At 64.8% G+C, this 16049-nt stretch carries 14 protein-coding genes; 8 read left to right on the top strand and 6 right to left on the bottom strand.

Going from position 1 to position 16049, the window contains the following annotated elements; translation table 11 throughout:
* Positions 1–15: 15 nt before the first annotated feature.
* Positions 16–2760: a type VI secretion system Vgr family protein gene (locus tag SOM28_RS10640; protein WP_320468083.1), complete on the bottom strand. Its 2745-nt coding sequence runs from the start codon at positions 2758–2760 to the stop codon at positions 16–18.
* A 234-nt stretch (positions 2761–2994) separates the two neighbouring features.
* Between SOM28_RS10640 and SOM28_RS10635 the strand changes: the two genes are divergently transcribed.
* The 5 genes from SOM28_RS10635 (at position 2995) to SOM28_RS10615 (ending at position 8987) form a co-directional block, all read left to right on the top strand.
* On the top strand, positions 2995–3480 hold the full coding sequence (locus SOM28_RS10635; RefSeq protein WP_123067730.1) for a sigma-70 family RNA polymerase sigma factor: 486 nt from the start codon (positions 2995–2997) through the stop codon (positions 3478–3480).
* A gap of 6 nt (positions 3481–3486) precedes the next feature.
* Positions 3487–4476: a FecR domain-containing protein gene (locus SOM28_RS10630; protein ID WP_320468082.1), complete on the top strand. Its 990-nt coding sequence runs from the start codon at positions 3487–3489 to the stop codon at positions 4474–4476.
* Between the two features lie 77 nt (positions 4477–4553).
* The gene (locus SOM28_RS10625) at positions 4554–6926 is read left to right on the top strand and encodes a TonB-dependent siderophore receptor (protein ID WP_320468081.1); all 2373 of its coding nucleotides are present in this window, start codon (positions 4554–4556) and stop codon (positions 6924–6926) included.
* Complete coding sequence (locus SOM28_RS10620; protein WP_320468080.1) at positions 6926–8047, top strand: PepSY-associated TM helix domain-containing protein; 1122 nt, start codon at positions 6926–6928, stop codon at positions 8045–8047. Before SOM28_RS10625 ends, SOM28_RS10620 begins: the two co-directional genes overlap by 1 nt.
* Positions 8048–8144: 97 nt before the next feature.
* On the top strand, positions 8145–8987 hold the full coding sequence (locus SOM28_RS10615; protein WP_320468079.1) for a zinc-binding metallopeptidase family protein: 843 nt from the start codon (positions 8145–8147) through the stop codon (positions 8985–8987).
* A 3-nt stretch (positions 8988–8990) separates the two neighbouring features.
* Here the strand turns inward: SOM28_RS10615 and hemW are convergent, their stop codons facing one another.
* The 5 genes from hemW to SOM28_RS10590 all read right to left on the bottom strand — a co-directional run bounded on the left by hemW (position 8991) and on the right by SOM28_RS10590 (position 13864).
* Complete coding sequence (gene hemW / locus SOM28_RS10610; RefSeq protein ID WP_320468078.1) at positions 8991–10226, bottom strand: radical SAM family heme chaperone HemW; 1236 nt, start codon at positions 10224–10226, stop codon at positions 8991–8993.
* A gap of 1 nt (position 10227) precedes the next feature.
* Positions 10228–10818, bottom strand: a complete 591-nt coding sequence (gene rdgB, locus SOM28_RS10605) for an RdgB/HAM1 family non-canonical purine NTP pyrophosphatase (protein WP_320468077.1) — start codon at positions 10816–10818, stop codon at positions 10228–10230.
* Between the two features lie 363 nt (positions 10819–11181).
* Positions 11182–11913, bottom strand: coding sequence for a ribonuclease PH (gene rph / locus SOM28_RS10600; RefSeq protein ID WP_320468076.1), 732 nt, complete (start codon positions 11911–11913; stop codon positions 11182–11184).
* Positions 11914–11930: 17 nt separating this feature from the next.
* On the bottom strand, positions 11931–12857 hold the full coding sequence (locus tag SOM28_RS10595; protein WP_123067723.1) for a PP2C family protein-serine/threonine phosphatase: 927 nt from the start codon (positions 12855–12857) through the stop codon (positions 11931–11933).
* Positions 12858–12859: 2 nt separating this feature from the next.
* On the bottom strand, positions 12860–13864 hold the full coding sequence (locus SOM28_RS10590) for a serine/threonine protein kinase (RefSeq protein WP_320468075.1): 1005 nt from the start codon (positions 13862–13864) through the stop codon (positions 12860–12862).
* Between the two features lie 94 nt (positions 13865–13958).
* Between SOM28_RS10590 and SOM28_RS10585 the strand changes: the two genes are divergently transcribed.
* The 3 genes from SOM28_RS10585 to rpoZ all read left to right on the top strand — a co-directional run bounded on the left by SOM28_RS10585 (position 13959) and on the right by rpoZ (position 15985).
* A complete protein-coding gene (locus SOM28_RS10585) occupies positions 13959–14846 on the top strand; it encodes a YicC/YloC family endoribonuclease (RefSeq protein ID WP_320468074.1) in 888 nt (295 codons plus the stop codon).
* Between the two features lie 210 nt (positions 14847–15056).
* Positions 15057–15704 (top strand): guanylate kinase, encoded by a 648-nt coding sequence (gene gmk / locus SOM28_RS10580; protein WP_123069764.1) that lies wholly within the window; start codon positions 15057–15059, stop codon positions 15702–15704.
* A 77-nt stretch (positions 15705–15781) separates the two neighbouring features.
* Entirely contained in the window at positions 15782–15985 is a 204-nt protein-coding gene (rpoZ, locus tag SOM28_RS10575; RefSeq protein ID WP_123069763.1) for a DNA-directed RNA polymerase subunit omega, read from the top strand.
* Positions 15986–16049: the final 64 nt, after the last annotated feature.

Here is a 16049-nt window from a genome sequence, read left to right as displayed (position 1 = left end):
ATCGATACCAAGAAACTATTCATCTATAGCTTCAATGTCGTAATGAGCAAATGGGATTTCGGAAGTAAAATCTTGAGTCATACCATCTGCGTCTGTACACCCCTCGATAATCTGCCCGTCTTCTAACGTGACTCGATACCGCTGACCTACCATAGGTGAGCCCGTACTTAGATCAACCATGCGGACGCGCTGGTTGTGTTTCACGACGCTCTCGGGCATGCGCATCACTACCTTCTCGCTTCCACCAGCCCCAGGAAACTCAAATTTAGCCGCCTTAACCACGAAATTCCCTGTGCAATGGTGTGTGATCCCACCATCGCCGAAAGCGACTTGAGCGCCCTGCGTGATGATCGTGACCTTAGGAGATTGCAGAACTATTTCCTCCGATGCAGCTAAGACAATGCGTTTAGCCGCTGTAATCTCAACATTCTCGTCTTGTGCTTCGATCTCGACCTTTCCGCTCCCCGCAACTAGCTTGGCGCCGAGAGAATGTGCGAATACGCTGATCCCCTGCAACGCATGAAGAAGCAGCTTGCGGCCGGCAGATACCTGTGTGTTTCGAACGCTTAAGAGGTCAATATGTGTTTGCGCACCGATCGCGACACCTGTCTGGCTTCCGACCAGCACGCCCGAAGGCGCCTCGATAGCCACGATCCGGCCTTCGCTGTTTCCTGATGCTGATTGCCCTGCGGTATTGCTGCCTTCCTCCCACTTCTCCAGATGTGTCTTTAGCTGAGTCAGCGAATCGCTTTCCACGGCATCCGTCTCATGCGCCTCAGCCAACTCGGCTAATTGCTTTTGAATACCCGACAGGGCTTCAGACAGGCCAGCCAATCCATCACGATCTAGCAATCGCCCCGCAGCGCGCAGCGACGCGTCCGCACTGATGAGAATCCCCTGCCCACCCCGCAAGGACAGCGCTGCGTCAGTACGCAATTCCGCACCTTCGCCACGCGGCTCGGCCGAACCGTCTCGCCTTGGATGCGTGAGATAACCGAGATTCAGCTGGCTATGCGCGTGTTCGCTTCCAAGCTGCGCGCTGATCTGCCCCGGCGTGTCGTCCATGCGAAGCTGATTGGCACGCGTGCCCTGCCCTTCCTTGCTCACGATGCCAGAGAGGTGCTTGTCGCCGGGAAGCACGCTATTACGGCTGAACGAAGGTGAGGGCGTCCGTGCGCCGTGAACGTTTCCGATGACAAGAGGCTTGTCTGGATCACCGCCCATGAACACCACCACGACCTCGTCACCTACGCGCGGCAGGGAGATCGCCCCATATTGGTTTCCCGCCCACCCTGACGCCACGCGTAGCCATGCCGAGTCACGATCGCTACCAGAAGCGCCCGCTCCATCCGCATGCGCATGGTCTTCCGAACGGCATGCGGGAAAGCGGACTTTGATGCGACCACGCTCGTCACAATGAATTTCCTGATTCGCAGGTCCGACCACGATGGCGGTCTGCGCCTCGGTCCGTGGAAGCTCGATGCGCGGATCGTAGGCGGGAACAATCGGGGTCCCTCTCCGCACACATGTAAAGCGGTTCGTATAACGCACGCCGCGTTCAGCGCTGGCCTGCAACAAGGCTGCGCGATCGCTGCTCCAACGGTTCAGGGAAAATAAACGTCCGATTTTTTCGTCGAGCGTTTTCGGCAGGTTGTTCTCGGCTTCCACCCGCAACTCGGTACAGACGAATTCCCGTTGATCCGCCGGATGGGTATCGATCTCCGGATGCCCATTCATGCGACGCCATTGCCCAACCCGCATGTCCCGATCGCCGCCCTCTCCCTGGAAGAACTTCGCTTCATATTCCTTGCGCTGCATGCGCAGCACGCCAAGGCTCCGATAATCATCAGCATTGTCCCCAGCATGTGGGGAATCGATCAGGTACTCGTCGAGACTCGCCGCGAACTGGTTGCCCATCGCTCCCTGGTCGACCAGACTCGTTTCCTGACTACTCATGGACCACGTCTGGGCATAATCCCAACTGTGGCGATTGACACGCCCAGCCGTCAGCTTACGTACCGCATGCCAGGACGTAATGCTGTCGCGTTGCTCCGTACCGTGATCACGGTGGTAGCGGGCCGCACCGGCCGGATTCTGCTCCAGCGCGTTCGGGCTATCGAAAAGGACTAGCGTATGGACCGGGACATCGCTGCTTCCCCGTTCATTCGACGCGCCCGCCTTGATGAACCACGCGATACCCCGACGCTTCCAGAGACGCCGCAAGAAGGCAGCATTGGATTCGTTATATTGCATCGTGAACTCGCGAGGCGGGTACTGCTTCAACCCAACCGACTCGAAACGAAATGCGGCCGCTGCGATTGGATTGGCCAGGCGCCACTCGCGCAAGATAGTCTCGGTGATGTCGATCTCGTTGCGATTGCGGAAGACCCGTGTATTACAGGTCTGCTCCAGCAGCGAAAGCGCGTCCCGAACCATCAACTGATAAGTTGCAAGCCCTCCGTCGCTCTGCCCTTCGCTCACTCCACCGATAATCCCGCATACAGTGCGAAGCTTCCCCGAGTCGGTCACGAACTGAAGTTCGACCGGATTGGCGATAAAGCGCTTGAGCTCCATGCCCGCCTGGAGTGAAACGCACTGCAGCGCATATTCAATCCCTCCACAGATCGTCTCGACGCCACTGACGTATTTCACCAACAGCAGGTCGTCGACGATACCACTTGGGGTGGACAGACGCAGCCGTATGGCGCGGTTCATGTCGGTCAAACTACTGACACCGGCTGCAATCTTATCGATGATCACGTTATCCACCTCATGAATGAATAGTTCGTTAGTGCCGGTGAGCAAAGCCGATCATAGCCATGCCAAATCACGATGAGGTTGACAGGGCGCAACTGCACCACGAGGCACGGTGGGTGCCTGACATCGATTGCAAATGAGAACAATAATCGATATCATTTGCGATTTACACCGACCATCCTTGCCGTAAGGCCTTTGCTCTCTTGGCAAACACCAGGCAGCGCGAAGTGATCCGCCATGTCTACCATCCAACTTCTGTACAAGGACAACCACGGCTGGCTATGCCGCTGGTTGCGTCAGCGGCTCGACAGTGCCGATGATGCGGTGGATCTCGCGCATGACACTTTCTTGCGCCTGCTGCGCCGGCCGGACGAAGTCCCCGGCATCGTCGAGCCGCGCGCCTTCCTGGCCACCATCGCGCGCGGCCTGCTCAACGACCATTGGCGGCGCCGCACGCTCGAGCAGGCATGGCTGGAAACGCTGGCCGCCCTTCCAGAAGATGTCGCCTTCTCGCCCGAGCAGCTCGTCTCCATGCAGCAGGAACTGCAGCAGCTGGACGCCATGCTGGGCCAGCTGGCGCCCAAGGCGCGCGAAGTGTTCGTGCTGTCGCAGCTCGAGGGACTGACCTATGTGCAGATCGCCGCCCGCACCGGGCTCTCCGACCGCACGGTCAAGCGCTATATGGCCCAGGGCTTCGAGCTGTGCCTGAACGCGATGGGCTGAACCACGGTGCCTGGCCATGATCCCATCGCCCCGCTCGATCCGGACGTCATCAAGGAAGCGGCGAACTGGCTGGTGCGCCTGCATTCCGGCGCGGCCGGCGAAGCCGACCACCAGGCCTTCGCGCGCTGGCGCAAGGCCAGGCCCGAACACGAACAGGCCTGGCAGCGCGCCGAACGGCTGAGCCGCAAATTCGGCGCGGTCGCCCCTGAGCTGGGCGTTCCCGTCCTCACCCGGCAACCAGGCGGCAACCGGCGCGCCATCCTCAAGACCCTGGCGACGCTGGGCGTTGCGCTGCCGGCCGGCTGGTTCGGCTACCGGATGTCACGCGGCGAAGCGGACAGCGTCTTCCGCGCCGGCGTCGGAGAACAGCGTCCCGTGGTATTGGCCGACCGCAGCGCGGTGCGGCTCAACACGGCCACCGATATCGCGGTGCGCTATTCGGAGAGCACACGACTGGTCGAACTTGAACGTGGAGAAATCTATATCGAGACCGCCCGCGACACGCTTGGCAAGGCACGGCCCTTCATGGTCGATACCGCCCACGGACGGCTGCGCGCCCTCGGCACCCGCTTCACCGTGCGCGCGCTCGACGAGGATGGCGGCCGCACGCTGTTGAACGTGCTGGAGCACCGGGTCGAAATCGTCCTGCGCGACAGCGGCCAACGCAGGATCGTGGAGGCCGGGGACAGCGTGCGATTCTCGGCGCGGGCGTTCGAGGACGTCGAAGCCGCGCGCCTGCCCTCGTCCGCCGCGCCGGCCTGGACCAGGGGCATGCTGGAAGCCGACGCCATGCGGCTCGACGCCTTCCTGCAGGAGCTGTCGCGCTTTCGCCCCGGGATCATCCGCTGCGCGCCAGAGGTAGCGAAGCTGCGCGTGTCGGGCGTGTTCCGGATCGAGGATACCGACCATGTCCTGGACGTCATCGGCCAAACCCTGCCGGTGCGCATCGTCCGGCGCACCGCCTATTGGGTCACGGTGACGTCGCAGGCCGGCTGAAAAATTTTTGCTTTCTCCTGTCCCTTTTCCGTCGCCCGTTCGGCTACTACGCCGTCAAGCAAACGAAAGGAATCGAATTGGAGTCGCCGCACATCCCTGCCGCCCTGGCCCGCCTCACCCTGCCGGCGCTCATCGCCTGTACCGCGCTGGCCGCAGCCACGCATGCGCCCGCGGCCCATGCGCAAGCCGCCACGCCAGACGCACGGCATTACCGCATCGCCGCCAGTCCCCTGGCGCAGGCCTTGTCCAGCTTCGCCCGCGAAGCCGGGGTCACGATCGCGTTTCGCCCTGAAGACCTGGCCGGCCTGGCCAGCCCGGGCCTGGACGGACGCTACACGGTCGCCGACGGCCTCGCGGCCCTGCTGGCCGGTACCGGCGCACAGGCCGCGCCGCAGTCCGGCGAGGGCTACGTCATCCAGCGGCCGGCGCCATCGACGTCCGACGCCGCGCCAACCGACATCGGCATGCTGGAGACCATCACGGTGGTCGGCGACTGGCTGGGCACCGGCCTGGAAAACAGTGTGCAGGGCTTCGGCGGCGCCCGGACCCTGGTGCGGCGCGAACAGATCGTCGATAGCGGCGCGGCGACGATCTCCGACGTCTTGCGCGGCATTCCCGGCGTGCAGATCAGCGGCAGCACCAGCAATACCGGCAGCTCGGTCGGCCTGCATATCGGCATCCGCGGCCTGAACCCGCGCAACTCCTTCCGCTCGACCATGCTGATCGACGGGATCCCGTTGGCCATGGCGCCGTATGGCCAGCCGAACCTGGTGCTGGCGCCGACGAGTCTCGGCAACCTCAATTCGATCGACGTCGTGCGCGGCGGCGGCGCGGTGCGTTACGGCCCGCAGAACGTCGGCGGGATCATCAATTTCAAGACCCGGCCGGTGCCCAGCCAGGGCGGCCTGACGGCGGATGCCTCGGCGCGCTACACCACCTATGAGCGCGGCGGCTCGAACCATCAGGTCTCGGCCTACCTTGGCACCGAACTCGATAACGGTTTCGGCGTCGCCCTGCTCTATTCCGGCATGGAGGGCGAGCATTGGCGCGCCGGCAGCGACGACCGCTACAACGACATCGCGCTGAAGTGGCGCCAGAAGCTCGGCCCATCGTCCGAGGTCTACGGCAAGATCGCGCACTACGACGTCAAGTCGATGACGCCGGGCGGCCTCACACCAGCCCAGTACGAACGCGATCCGTTCCAGAACACCCATCCCACCGACTACTGGAAGGGCGAGCGCGACCAGGTCGACATCGGCTACGTCAATGCCATCTCGGCCACCCGCGAATTCGAAGTGCGCGCCTACGCTTACGACAGCGCGCGCGAAAGCTCGCTGGCCAATGCCGCCCAGGGCCGCATCGAATACCAGCCGCGCGACAACGAGGTGCGCGGATTCGAGCCGCGCTACACGCAGCGCCTGGCGTGGGGGCCGGCCACCCACGACGTCACGGTCGGCTACCGCTACATCCGCGAAACGGGCCAGGACCGGCGCATTCCGACGATCGCCGCCACCGGCCAGCAGGTCGGCGCCATCCAGGTGTTCGAGAACGGCACGCGCGCGCACGCCGTCTACATCGACGACCGCATCGCCTACGGCATGTGGCGGATCACACCGGGCCTGCGCTACGAAAAGATCGAGAGCGACCGCAACCCGAGCGGCACGGCCGACGACACGCCCTTCCACGTGCGGAACAGCCGCGCGCTACCGTCAATGAACGTCTCCTGGCTGCCGAGCGAGCGCCTGACCCTGTACACGGCCTACAGCACCTCGTTCGGCGCCGTGCAGTACACGCAGCTGAACTCGATGTCCGAGACCAATCCGCTCGACCCGGAAGTCGCAAAGACGTGGGAGGCCGGCGTGCGCTACGCGGGCCAGCAGCTGCGCTCCGAATTGACGCTGTTCGACCTGCGCTTCGACAACCAGATCCTGTCGATCCCCGGCACCAACCCGGCCGTGTTCCGCAACCTGGGCGCGACCACCCACGATGGCGTCGAGCTCGCGCTCGACTACGACTTCGACAAGGCCGGGCCGCTCGCCGGCCTGAACCTGTACGCCAACTATACCTATGTGCGCGCGATCCAGGAGTCGGGCGAGTTCGAAGGCCGCGACGTGCCCTTCTACTCACGCCAGACCGGCTCGGTCGGCGCACGCTATACGGCCAACGCCTGGGCCTTCGGCCTGTCGGCCACGGCGCAGGGCAAGCACTACACCGACACCGCGAACACGGTGCCGGAGACGGCCAACGCGGCGCTCGGCCGGGTGGCGGGCTTCGGCGTGCTCAATGCGCAGCTGAGCTACAAGATGGCGGGCAAGAAGGGACCCGACTTCCAGCTGGGGATCAACAACCTGGCCGACCGCCGCTATTACACGCGCAATACCGACACCAACGGCGGCCGCATGGTCGGCGCACCGCGCATGCTTTACGTCCAGCTGCGGCTGGCGTACTGATGACGGCATCGTTGCGCGGACTCTGGCTCAAGTGCCACCGCTGGACCGCGCTCGGCCTGGGGTGGCTGCTGATCGTCTCCGGGCTGACCGGCTCGCTGCTGGTCGTGGCGCGGCCGCTGGACCGCTGGCTGCATCCGGACTACTTCGTGGCCGCGCAGCAGCCGGCGGCGCAGGCGGTCTCGCTGGAAGCGCTGCGCGCGCGCCTGGCCGCTGAATTCGGCCCCAAGGCCGCCTTCTCCTTCCGTCCTCCACGCGAAGCCGGCGCCACGCTGGAGGTGCTGGTGCGCGGCGAGTGGCGCGGCTCGCTCTATCTGCATCCGGCCACCGGCGCCGAACAGGGCCGGCGCGGCGAACATGAAGGGGTAGTGTCGCTGCTGCACGGCCTGCACAGCGCCTTGTGGCTGGAGCAGACCGGCAGGGCCATCCTGGCGCTGGCCGCGTTTGTCTACCTGGTGCTGGCCGTGTCCGGCATCGTGTTGTGGTGGCCGCGCCGCTGGCCGCCCTCGCTGGGGATCGAGCTGGGCAAGGGATTTACACGCGCTTCCTTCGACCTGCACCGCATCGGCGGCGTCGTGTTCGCGCTGATCCTGGGCGTGAGCATCGCCACCGGCGCCTATCTCGCCTGGCGGCCGATCGGCGGCTGGATCAGCCGGCTCGCGGGCGCGCCTGTCGTCGCAGCCCCGAAGCTGCCCGCCGGTGACGGACCGGCGGCCTCGCTCGACGAGCTGGCCGCCGCCGCGCAAGCGGCCTTCCCGGATGGCCGCATCGGCCTGTTCCTGTACACGCCGCACCTGGATCGCCCGCTGGCCGTGCGCATGCACGTGCCCGACGATCCGCATCCCAACGGGCGTTCGGTCGTCTGGCTCGACCCGCGCAGCAGCCAGGTGCTGGCGCGCCAGCGCTGGGACACGCTCGATCCCGGCACGCGCATGAATTCCATCGTCTATCCGCTGCACACGGGGGAACTGGGCGGCATCGCGGGCGAGGCCGCGGTGGCCGTGCTCGGCCTGATGTTGAGCGCGCTCGGCGGCACCGGCCTGGTGCTGTGGTGGCAGCGCCGCCGGGCGCGCCTGCGCGGCGGTCGGCGCACGCCGGCGCAGCCCGTCTTGTCCAAGTTGTAACGCGGAATTGCCGGTGCGCCGGCGCTTATCTGCGGCGATTTGGATACACTGGATTCACCGACTGCTGCCAATGCGCCCCGCGGCGCAGTGTGACGCCATGCGCAATTTTTTCAACTCACACTGGAAAGTCATCCTCGCGATCCTGCTGGCCATCGTGCTGGCGATGGTGACCATGGACACGAGTTCGAGCGTGCCGCCGCTGGCGGCGCGCCTGCAGGCGCACACCCAGGCGCTGGCGGCCGCCGCATCGGGCACGCCACATTACACACGGCAGGGCACGCTGCGCCACGTCGAAACCTCGCTGCGGCGTTACGGCTATTCCCCTCGTGTCCGGCAAGGCGGCGATGCGGCGCATCCGGGCCGCAGCATCGAGGTGACGGTGTCCAGGCTGGCGCCCGGCGAGCGTCCCAGCCGCACTTTCATCGTCGGCGCCCACTTCGGTCACGACGCGGCTGCGGGCAGCGCGGGCACGGCCGCCGTGCTCGAACTGGCGCGCGCGGCCCGGACGCTGCATCCCGCCTATGGCACCGAGGTCCGCTTCGTCTTTTTCGTGAACGATGAGCCTTCCGCAAGCGCGGAGCGGCGCGCCAGCGCCGGCCGCCGCGATGGCGGCAATTTCATGGCTTTTATCGGAACGCGTGAATCGTCGGCGCAGGTGCGCCAGGCGCTGGCTGCCCTGCGCAGCGATCCGATGCTGGTCCACCAGGGACTGGCGGCGCCGGCCCACGTGATGGGGCTCACCCTGTCCGGGCATGGCAGCGGGCCGCAAGACGGGCCGGCGCTGGTGATCACCGATGCCGGCTTCCTGCGCTTCCCCTATTTCCACGCCGAGACGCCAACCGCCCAGGCGCAAGACCGTAACGACTACGACGGCATGGCGCGCATCGTCGGCGGCTTGTCGCGCACCCTGGCTGCGCTGGCCGGCGCGGTCGAAACGTAGGCCTTACCCGGCCAGGAACATCTCTTGCAGGTCGTTCAGGAAGCGCTGCCCCAGCTCGGTCGGCTTGATCAGCTTGTGGTCGCGGTAGATCAGCCCCTTCGCCTCGGCCTCGTTGAGCGCCTTTGCGATCGCACTGATGTTCATGCCGGTGCGCTCGGCGAACAGGTTCGGATCGAAACCGCCGGTCAGGCGCAGCGCGTTGAGCATGAATTCGAAGCCCATGTCGGCTCGGCCGATCTCGTGTTCTTCCTGCACCGGATTGCCGCGCTTGGCCGCCTCGATGAAAGATGCCGGCTGCTTGAAGCGCGCCTGGCGCAGCACGCGGTGCGGGAACGAGAGCTTCGAGTGGGCGCCGGCGCCGATACCCAGGTAGTCGCCGAACTTCCAGTAGTTCAGGTTGTGGCGCGCGCGCCGGCCCGGCTGGGCATAGGCCGAGACCTCGTAGTGCTCGTAGCCCGCGGCGCCGGTCACCTCGGCGATCATGTCCTGCATGTCGGCGGAGAGGTCGTCGTCCGGCAGCGCCGGCGGATACTTGGCGAACACCGTGTTCGGTTCCATCGTCAGGTGGTACAGCGACAGGTGCGGCGGCGCGAACGACAGCGCCGTTTCCAGATCACGGCGCGCTTCTTCCAGTGTCTGCGACGGCAACGCATACATCAGGTCGAGGTTGAAGTTCTCGAAGGTGCTCTTCGCGATCTCGACCGCGCGCAGCGCCTCGTCACCGTCATGGATGCGGCCCAGCGCCTTCAGGTGCGCCGGGTTGAAGCTCTGGATGCCGATCGACAGCCGGTTGATGCCGCTCTCGCGGTAGCTTTTGAAACGCTCGGCCTCGAAGGTGCCGGGATTGGCTTCCATCGTGATCTCGGCGTCCAGCTCCAGCGGCAGCAGGGTGCGCAGGTCGGACATCAGACGGTCCAGGCCGGCGGCCGACATCAGGCTCGGCGTGCCGCCGCCAATGAAGACGGTGTGGATCTTGCGGCCCCAGATCAGCGGCAGCGACTGCTCCAGGTCGAGGCGCAGCGCGTCCAGGTAGGCCTGCTCGGGCAACTCGCCCTTCGCCTCGTGCGAATTGAAATCGCAGTACGGGCATTTGCGCACGCACCAGGGCCAGTGCACGTACAGCGACAGCGGCGGCAAGGCGGAGAGGTTGAGCGCGCCCGGCTGCAGGTATTGCAGCGCGGCGCTGGCCGGCGAACGCGGCTCGCCCGGCCCGGGGGCGGCGACTTTAATCGGGATCATGTCAGGCGGACTTCAGTTTCTCGACCAGTGCGCGCAGCGCCTGGCCGCGGTGGGACAGTCCGTTCTTTTCATCCGGCGCCAGTTCGGCCGTGGTCTTGCCGAGCGACGGGATCAGGAAATGCGGATCGTAGCCGAAGCCGTTCTCGCCGCGCGGGCTGGCGATGATCTCGCCATTCCAGCGACCATCGGCGATCACCGGCTGCGGATCGTCCGGATGGCGCACGTAGACCAGCACACAATAATAATAGGCCGATTTATCGCCGAGCCCCGCCAGATCGGCGACGAGCTTCTGGTTGTTGCGGGCATCCGATTTCGGTTCCCCGGCAAAGCGGGCCGAATACACCCCCGGCGCGCCGCCGAGCGCATTCACGCACACGCCCGAATCGTCGGCCAGCGCCGGCAGGCCGGTCAGGCGCGACGCGTGGCGCGCCTTGGCCAGCGCGTTCTCGACGAAGGTGCCGAACGGCTCTTCCGCCTCCGGCACGTCGAATTCGCCCTGCGGATGCAGCTCGAAACCGATGGGGCCGAGCAGCTGGGCGAACTCCTTCAGCTTGCCGGCGTTGTTGGAAGCGAGGATCAGGCGTTGGGTCATGGTTATGCGGATTGGATTGAATGAGCCGGCTATTTTACCGGCTTCACGAGACGGCGGGGTCAAGACGGCGGGGTCAGGTCTGACATTCGGACACAGCCTCAGCAATGATCGCTTTTACGGCTGAGATCGGGGGTCAGACGGCGGGGTCAGGTCTGACATTCGGACACAGCCTCAGCAATGATCGCTTTTACGGCTGAGATCGTGTCTGATTGTCAGACCTGACCCCGGTGTTACAGGCTACAACAGCTGCAAGGCCGGTCAAGACGGCGGGGTCAGGTCTGACATTCGGACACAGCCTCAGCAATGATCGCTTTTACGGCTGAGATCGTGTCTGATTGTCAGACCTGACCCCGGTGTTACAGGCTACAACAGCTGCAAGGCCTGCTTCTGCAGGTGGATCAGGTCGGCGATGCCATGCTGCGCCAGGTCCAGCAGGTGGTTCATGCCGGCGCGGTCGAAGGCCGCGCCCTCGGCCGTGCCCTGTACTTCGATGAAGTGGCCGGTCTCGGTCATCACCACGTTCATGTCGGTATCGCAATCCGAATCTTCCGGATAGTCGAGGTCGAGCACCGGCTCGCCGCGATACACGCCCACCGAGACGGCGGCCACGAAATGGCGCACCGGGATCGCCGGGATCAGGCCGGCCGCCACCAGTTTGGCGAAGGCGTCATGGGCCGCCACCATGGCGCCGGTGATGCTTGCCGTGCGGGTGCCGCCGTCGGCCTGGATCACGTCGCAGTCGAGGTGCAGGGTGCGCTCGCCGAAGGCTTCCAGGTCGAAGGCGGCGCGCAGCGAGCGGCCGATCAGGCGCTGGATTTCCTGGGTGCGGCCGCTCTGCTTGCCGCGCGCGGCTTCGCGGTCCATGCGGCTGTGGGTCGAGCGCGGCAGCATGCCGTATTCGGCGGTCAGCCAGCCCTGGCCCTTCCCTTTCAAAAATCCCGGCACCTTCTCTTCGATGCTGGCGGTGCAGATCACCTTGGTGTCGCCGAACTCGATCAGCACCGAGCCTTCGGCGTGACGCGTGTAGTTGCGGGTGAAGGCGACGGGACGCAGCTGGTCGACCGCGCGGCCGCTGGGGCGCTGTTCAAATGTCATGACGGTTGCTTTCTTATTTACTTGATGACTTGGGATGACTTCTCGATCGCCGCACGGATCTCGGCGATCGCTTTTTCGATATCGTCGTCGCCGAAGGCGTCCGCGCCGCCGGGGGCCGCATCGGCCTCGACGATGGTCGACCTGACCATGTCCTCGCCCAGCAACTGGGTCGAGATCACATTCGGCAGGCCGGCATGCGCGGTGTCGGCGCCCTGCCAGGCGATGGCCAGCGCGGTCGTGTTGTCGGCCTGGGCGCCGCCGACGGCGGCCGCCATCTGCACCATGTCGGGCACGGCCTGCACCACGCTGCCGGTGGCCAGGCGGTGCACGATCTCGGCCTCGGGCAGCATCGACCACAGGCCGTCGGAGCACAGCAGCAGGACGTCGCCCGGCTGCAGGCTGACCTGGTGCGACAGCTCGATCTTCGGCGCGCTCGAGGCGCCCAGGCAGTTATATAGTTTGTTGCGGTCGGGGTGGGTCGCGCGCTCGTTCGGATCGGCGCGGCCGCGGTCGACCAGGTACTCGAAATGCGAATGGTCGCGCGTGCGCGCCAGCACCTGGTTGCGCCGCACCCAGTACAGGCGCGAGTCGCCGGCATGGGCCCATACCGCGCAGTTGTGCTGCACCAGGCAGGCCACGACGGTCGTGCGCGGCATCTCGGGCAGGCCGTGGGTGGCGGCATAGGCCTGGATGTCGTGGTGGGCCTGCAGCAGCGCTTCTTCCAGGAAGCGCTCGGGGCGCTTGACGTAGGGACGCGCCTGCATGCGGAACATCATCGACACCGTCTGCAGCGCGATGGTGGCGGCGATCTCGCCGTTCATGTGCCCGCCCATGCCGTCGGCCAGCAGGAGCAGCAGCGAGTCGCGCGTGAAGCAGTAGCCCATGCGGTCCTGGTTGACCTTGCGGCCGCCGATATGGCTTTGCTGGTAGACGGAAAATTGCATGATTACCCCTGGCCGCGCCCGAGTGCGCCGAGACGGTCGACGAGTCCGCGCCAGCCGCCACGCGCCTCGCCCTGAAGCGCCACCTTTGCCGATGCCGATGCGGACGGCGCCGCGAGCGGCTTCGCCGGCGCGGCCTGCAGCGCTTTCTGGATCGCGAACACGCTCTGCGGCCGCGCGAGCGGATCGAGCGCCAGGCAGGCCTGCACGAGGTCAATCAGCTCGGGCGAATAGCGGCCCACCAGTTTATCGAGCTGCTCGAGCAGCTTGTCGCCGGCGCGGCGCGCCTCGACCGACTGCGGGGTCGAGCAGCTCATGCAGGCCAGCATGGCGGCGCCCAGGCTGTAGATATCGGTCCACGGCCCGAGCGTGGCGCCGCGCGTGGACAGCTCGGGCGCGGCGAAGCCCGGCGTGTACATCGGCGCCAGCATCGGCGCATCGCTGTGCAGGGTCTGGCGCGCGGCGCCGAAGTCGAGCAGCAAGGGAGAACCATCGGTGCGCAGGTAGATGTTGGCGGGCTTGAGGTCGAGGTGCAGCAGCTTGTTGGCGTGCACCTCGCGCAGGCCGGCGCAGACACCCGTAAATACCTGGCGTACGAACTGCTCGCCGGGGCGGCTGCCCTTAGCGGCGGCGCGCGCGATGTGTTCCTGCAGCGAGTGGCCGGATTCGTAGGCCATCACCATGTACACGGTGTCGTGGGCGCGGAAAAAGTTCAGCACGCGCACCACGTTCGGGTGCACGATACGCGCCAGTGCCCTGCCCTCTTCGAAGAAACACTTGAGGCCGATACGGAACACGGCCAGGTGCGGCTTGGCGACGACCGGCACCAGTTCGCCCGGCTGGCGCAGCGCCAGGGCGCTCGGCAAATACTCCTTGATGGCGACCGCATTGCCCTCGCCGTCATAGGCAAGGTAAACAATACTGAACCCACCGGACGCAATTTTCTTTACAATGCGGTATCCGGCAATGTCCAGCCCATCGGGCAGGGGAGCGTTATTCTGTGCAGCCATCCAAGTGGGTTTCCTTGCTAAACAGGGCGATTGTGTGGATAAATGTCGGCTTTGTAAAGAATAAAAACCGGGGATCCCATTGAGCATTTCAAGCATGACAGGTTATGCGGTCGCCACCAGCGAAGGCGCTGCCGGAACCCTCACGATCGAAATCAAGAGCGTCAACTCGCGCTTCCTCGATCTGCAGTTCCGCATCAATGACGAATTGCGCGCGCTGGAACCCGACCTGCGTTCGGCGATCATGGCCGCGATCACGCGCGGCAAGGTCGAGGTACGCCTGTCGTTCGGCCGCAAGGTCAGCGGCGGCTCCTCGGCACTGAACCAGGAACTGCTGGCCGACCTCGCCCGCCTGCAGGGCGAAGTGACGCGTCACTTTGCCCAGGCATCCCCGATGACGGTGGCCGAGCTGCTGCGCTGGCCCGGCGTCATCGAAGAATCGACGATCGGCCAGGAGTCGTTGCAGGCCGACGTGGCCGGCCTCACCGCCACCACCATCGCCGCTTTCGTCGACAGCCGCAGGCGCGAAGGCGCGGCGCTCGAAACGATGCTGCAATCGCGGATCGAATCGATGGAAGCGATCGTCAAGCGCATCACGCCGCTGATCCCGCAAGTCATTTCGCAATTCCAGCACAAGGCCATCGAGCGCATGCAGGATGCATTGGGCCTGGCCGGCCACGGCAATCCGTCCACGCTCACGCGCCAGGAAGTGCTGGAGCGGATCCGCCAGGAAGTGACCTTGTACGGCATCCGCATCGACGTCTCCGAAGAACTGTCGCGCCTGTCGGCCCACCTGAACGAAACCCGCCACATCCTGAAAAAAGGCGGCCAGGTCGGCAAGCGCCTCGACTTCATGATGCAGGAACTGAACCGCGAAGCGAACACGCTGGGCGCCAAGGCCTCGGTCAAGGAGCTGGCGGATGCGTCGATGGAGCTGAAGCTGCTCATCGAGCAGATGCGGGAACAGGTGCAGAATCTGGAGTGATCCGGCTGACGTTGTTCAGCAAGTGAATTAATTTTTTTGTTAGCCCCAAAACCGTCGTTCCCGCGCAGGCGGGAACCCAAGTTGCAAGCGTTTCGATATCGCTGGCAAACTTAGGTTCCCGCCTTCGCGGGAACGACGTGTTTGAGCTAACGTATCAAAACAAACACCGCGACCAAGCTCGCAACAAAACGCTTTATTCAAGGAACCACCATGCTCCCACAAGCCTTCTCCGGCAGCCTGTTCATCGTCGCCGCCCCGTCCGGCGCCGGCAAGTCGAGCCTGGTCAACGCCCTGCTGGCGCAGGAACCCGGCATCAAGCTGTCGATCTCGACCACAACCCGCAAGCCGCGGACGGGCGAGCTGGATGGCGAGCATTACCACTTCACCACCGCCGAGGACTTCGTCACCCGCGCCGAACGCGGCGAATTCCTGGAATGGGCCGAGGTGCACGGCAATTACTACGGCACGAGCCGCCTGACCGTCGAACAAGAGATGAAGAACGGCACCGACATCCTGCTCGAGATCGACTGGCAGGGCGCCCGCCAGGTGAAGAAACTGTTCCCGGACGCGGCCGGCATCTTTATTCTGCCGCCGTCGATCGAGGCGCTGGAAGAACGCCTGCACAAGCGTGGCACCGACGAGCCGCACATCATCACGCGCCGCCTGCTGGCGGCCGGCGGCGAGATGGCTCACGCTCCCGAGTTCGAGTATGCTATCATCAACGAAGAGTTTAACGTCGCCCTGGCCGAACTGCAGGCGATTGTCAAAGCGACACGTTGCCGGTTCGCCCAACAGGCCGCCCGCAACGCTACGCTGTTTGCCCAGCTGGGAATCCACGCGCATCAACCTCAATCCTGATCAGCGCGCCATTTAGGCGCGCTTTCACTGTTGTCGTTGCCCTCGCGTTTTGTATTTATTGCACATTAGGAGCACACATGGCCCGCATCACCATCGAAGACTGCCTCAAGAACATCCCTAACCGCTTCCAGCTGACCCTGTCGGCTACCTACCGTGCTCGTCAGCTGCTGCAAGGCCACACCCCGAAGGTCGAAGCCAAGGACAAGCCTACCGTCGTCGCCCTGCGCGAGATCGCCGCCGGTAAGGTCGGCATCGAAATGCTGAAAAAAGTGCCGATGTAATTCCCTTCGGGGTTGCCTGAATTAGCGTCATCCCGTCTTCTGTTATTCTGTACCTACTACGGCT

The organism is Massilia sp. CFBP9026, assembly GCF_034045165.1.
Taxonomy (GTDB): domain Bacteria; phylum Pseudomonadota; class Gammaproteobacteria; order Burkholderiales; family Burkholderiaceae_D; genus Telluria; species Telluria arenae.
The sequence above is the reverse complement of the archived record's forward strand: the minus strand, read 5'-3'. Positions and strand labels throughout refer to the sequence as shown.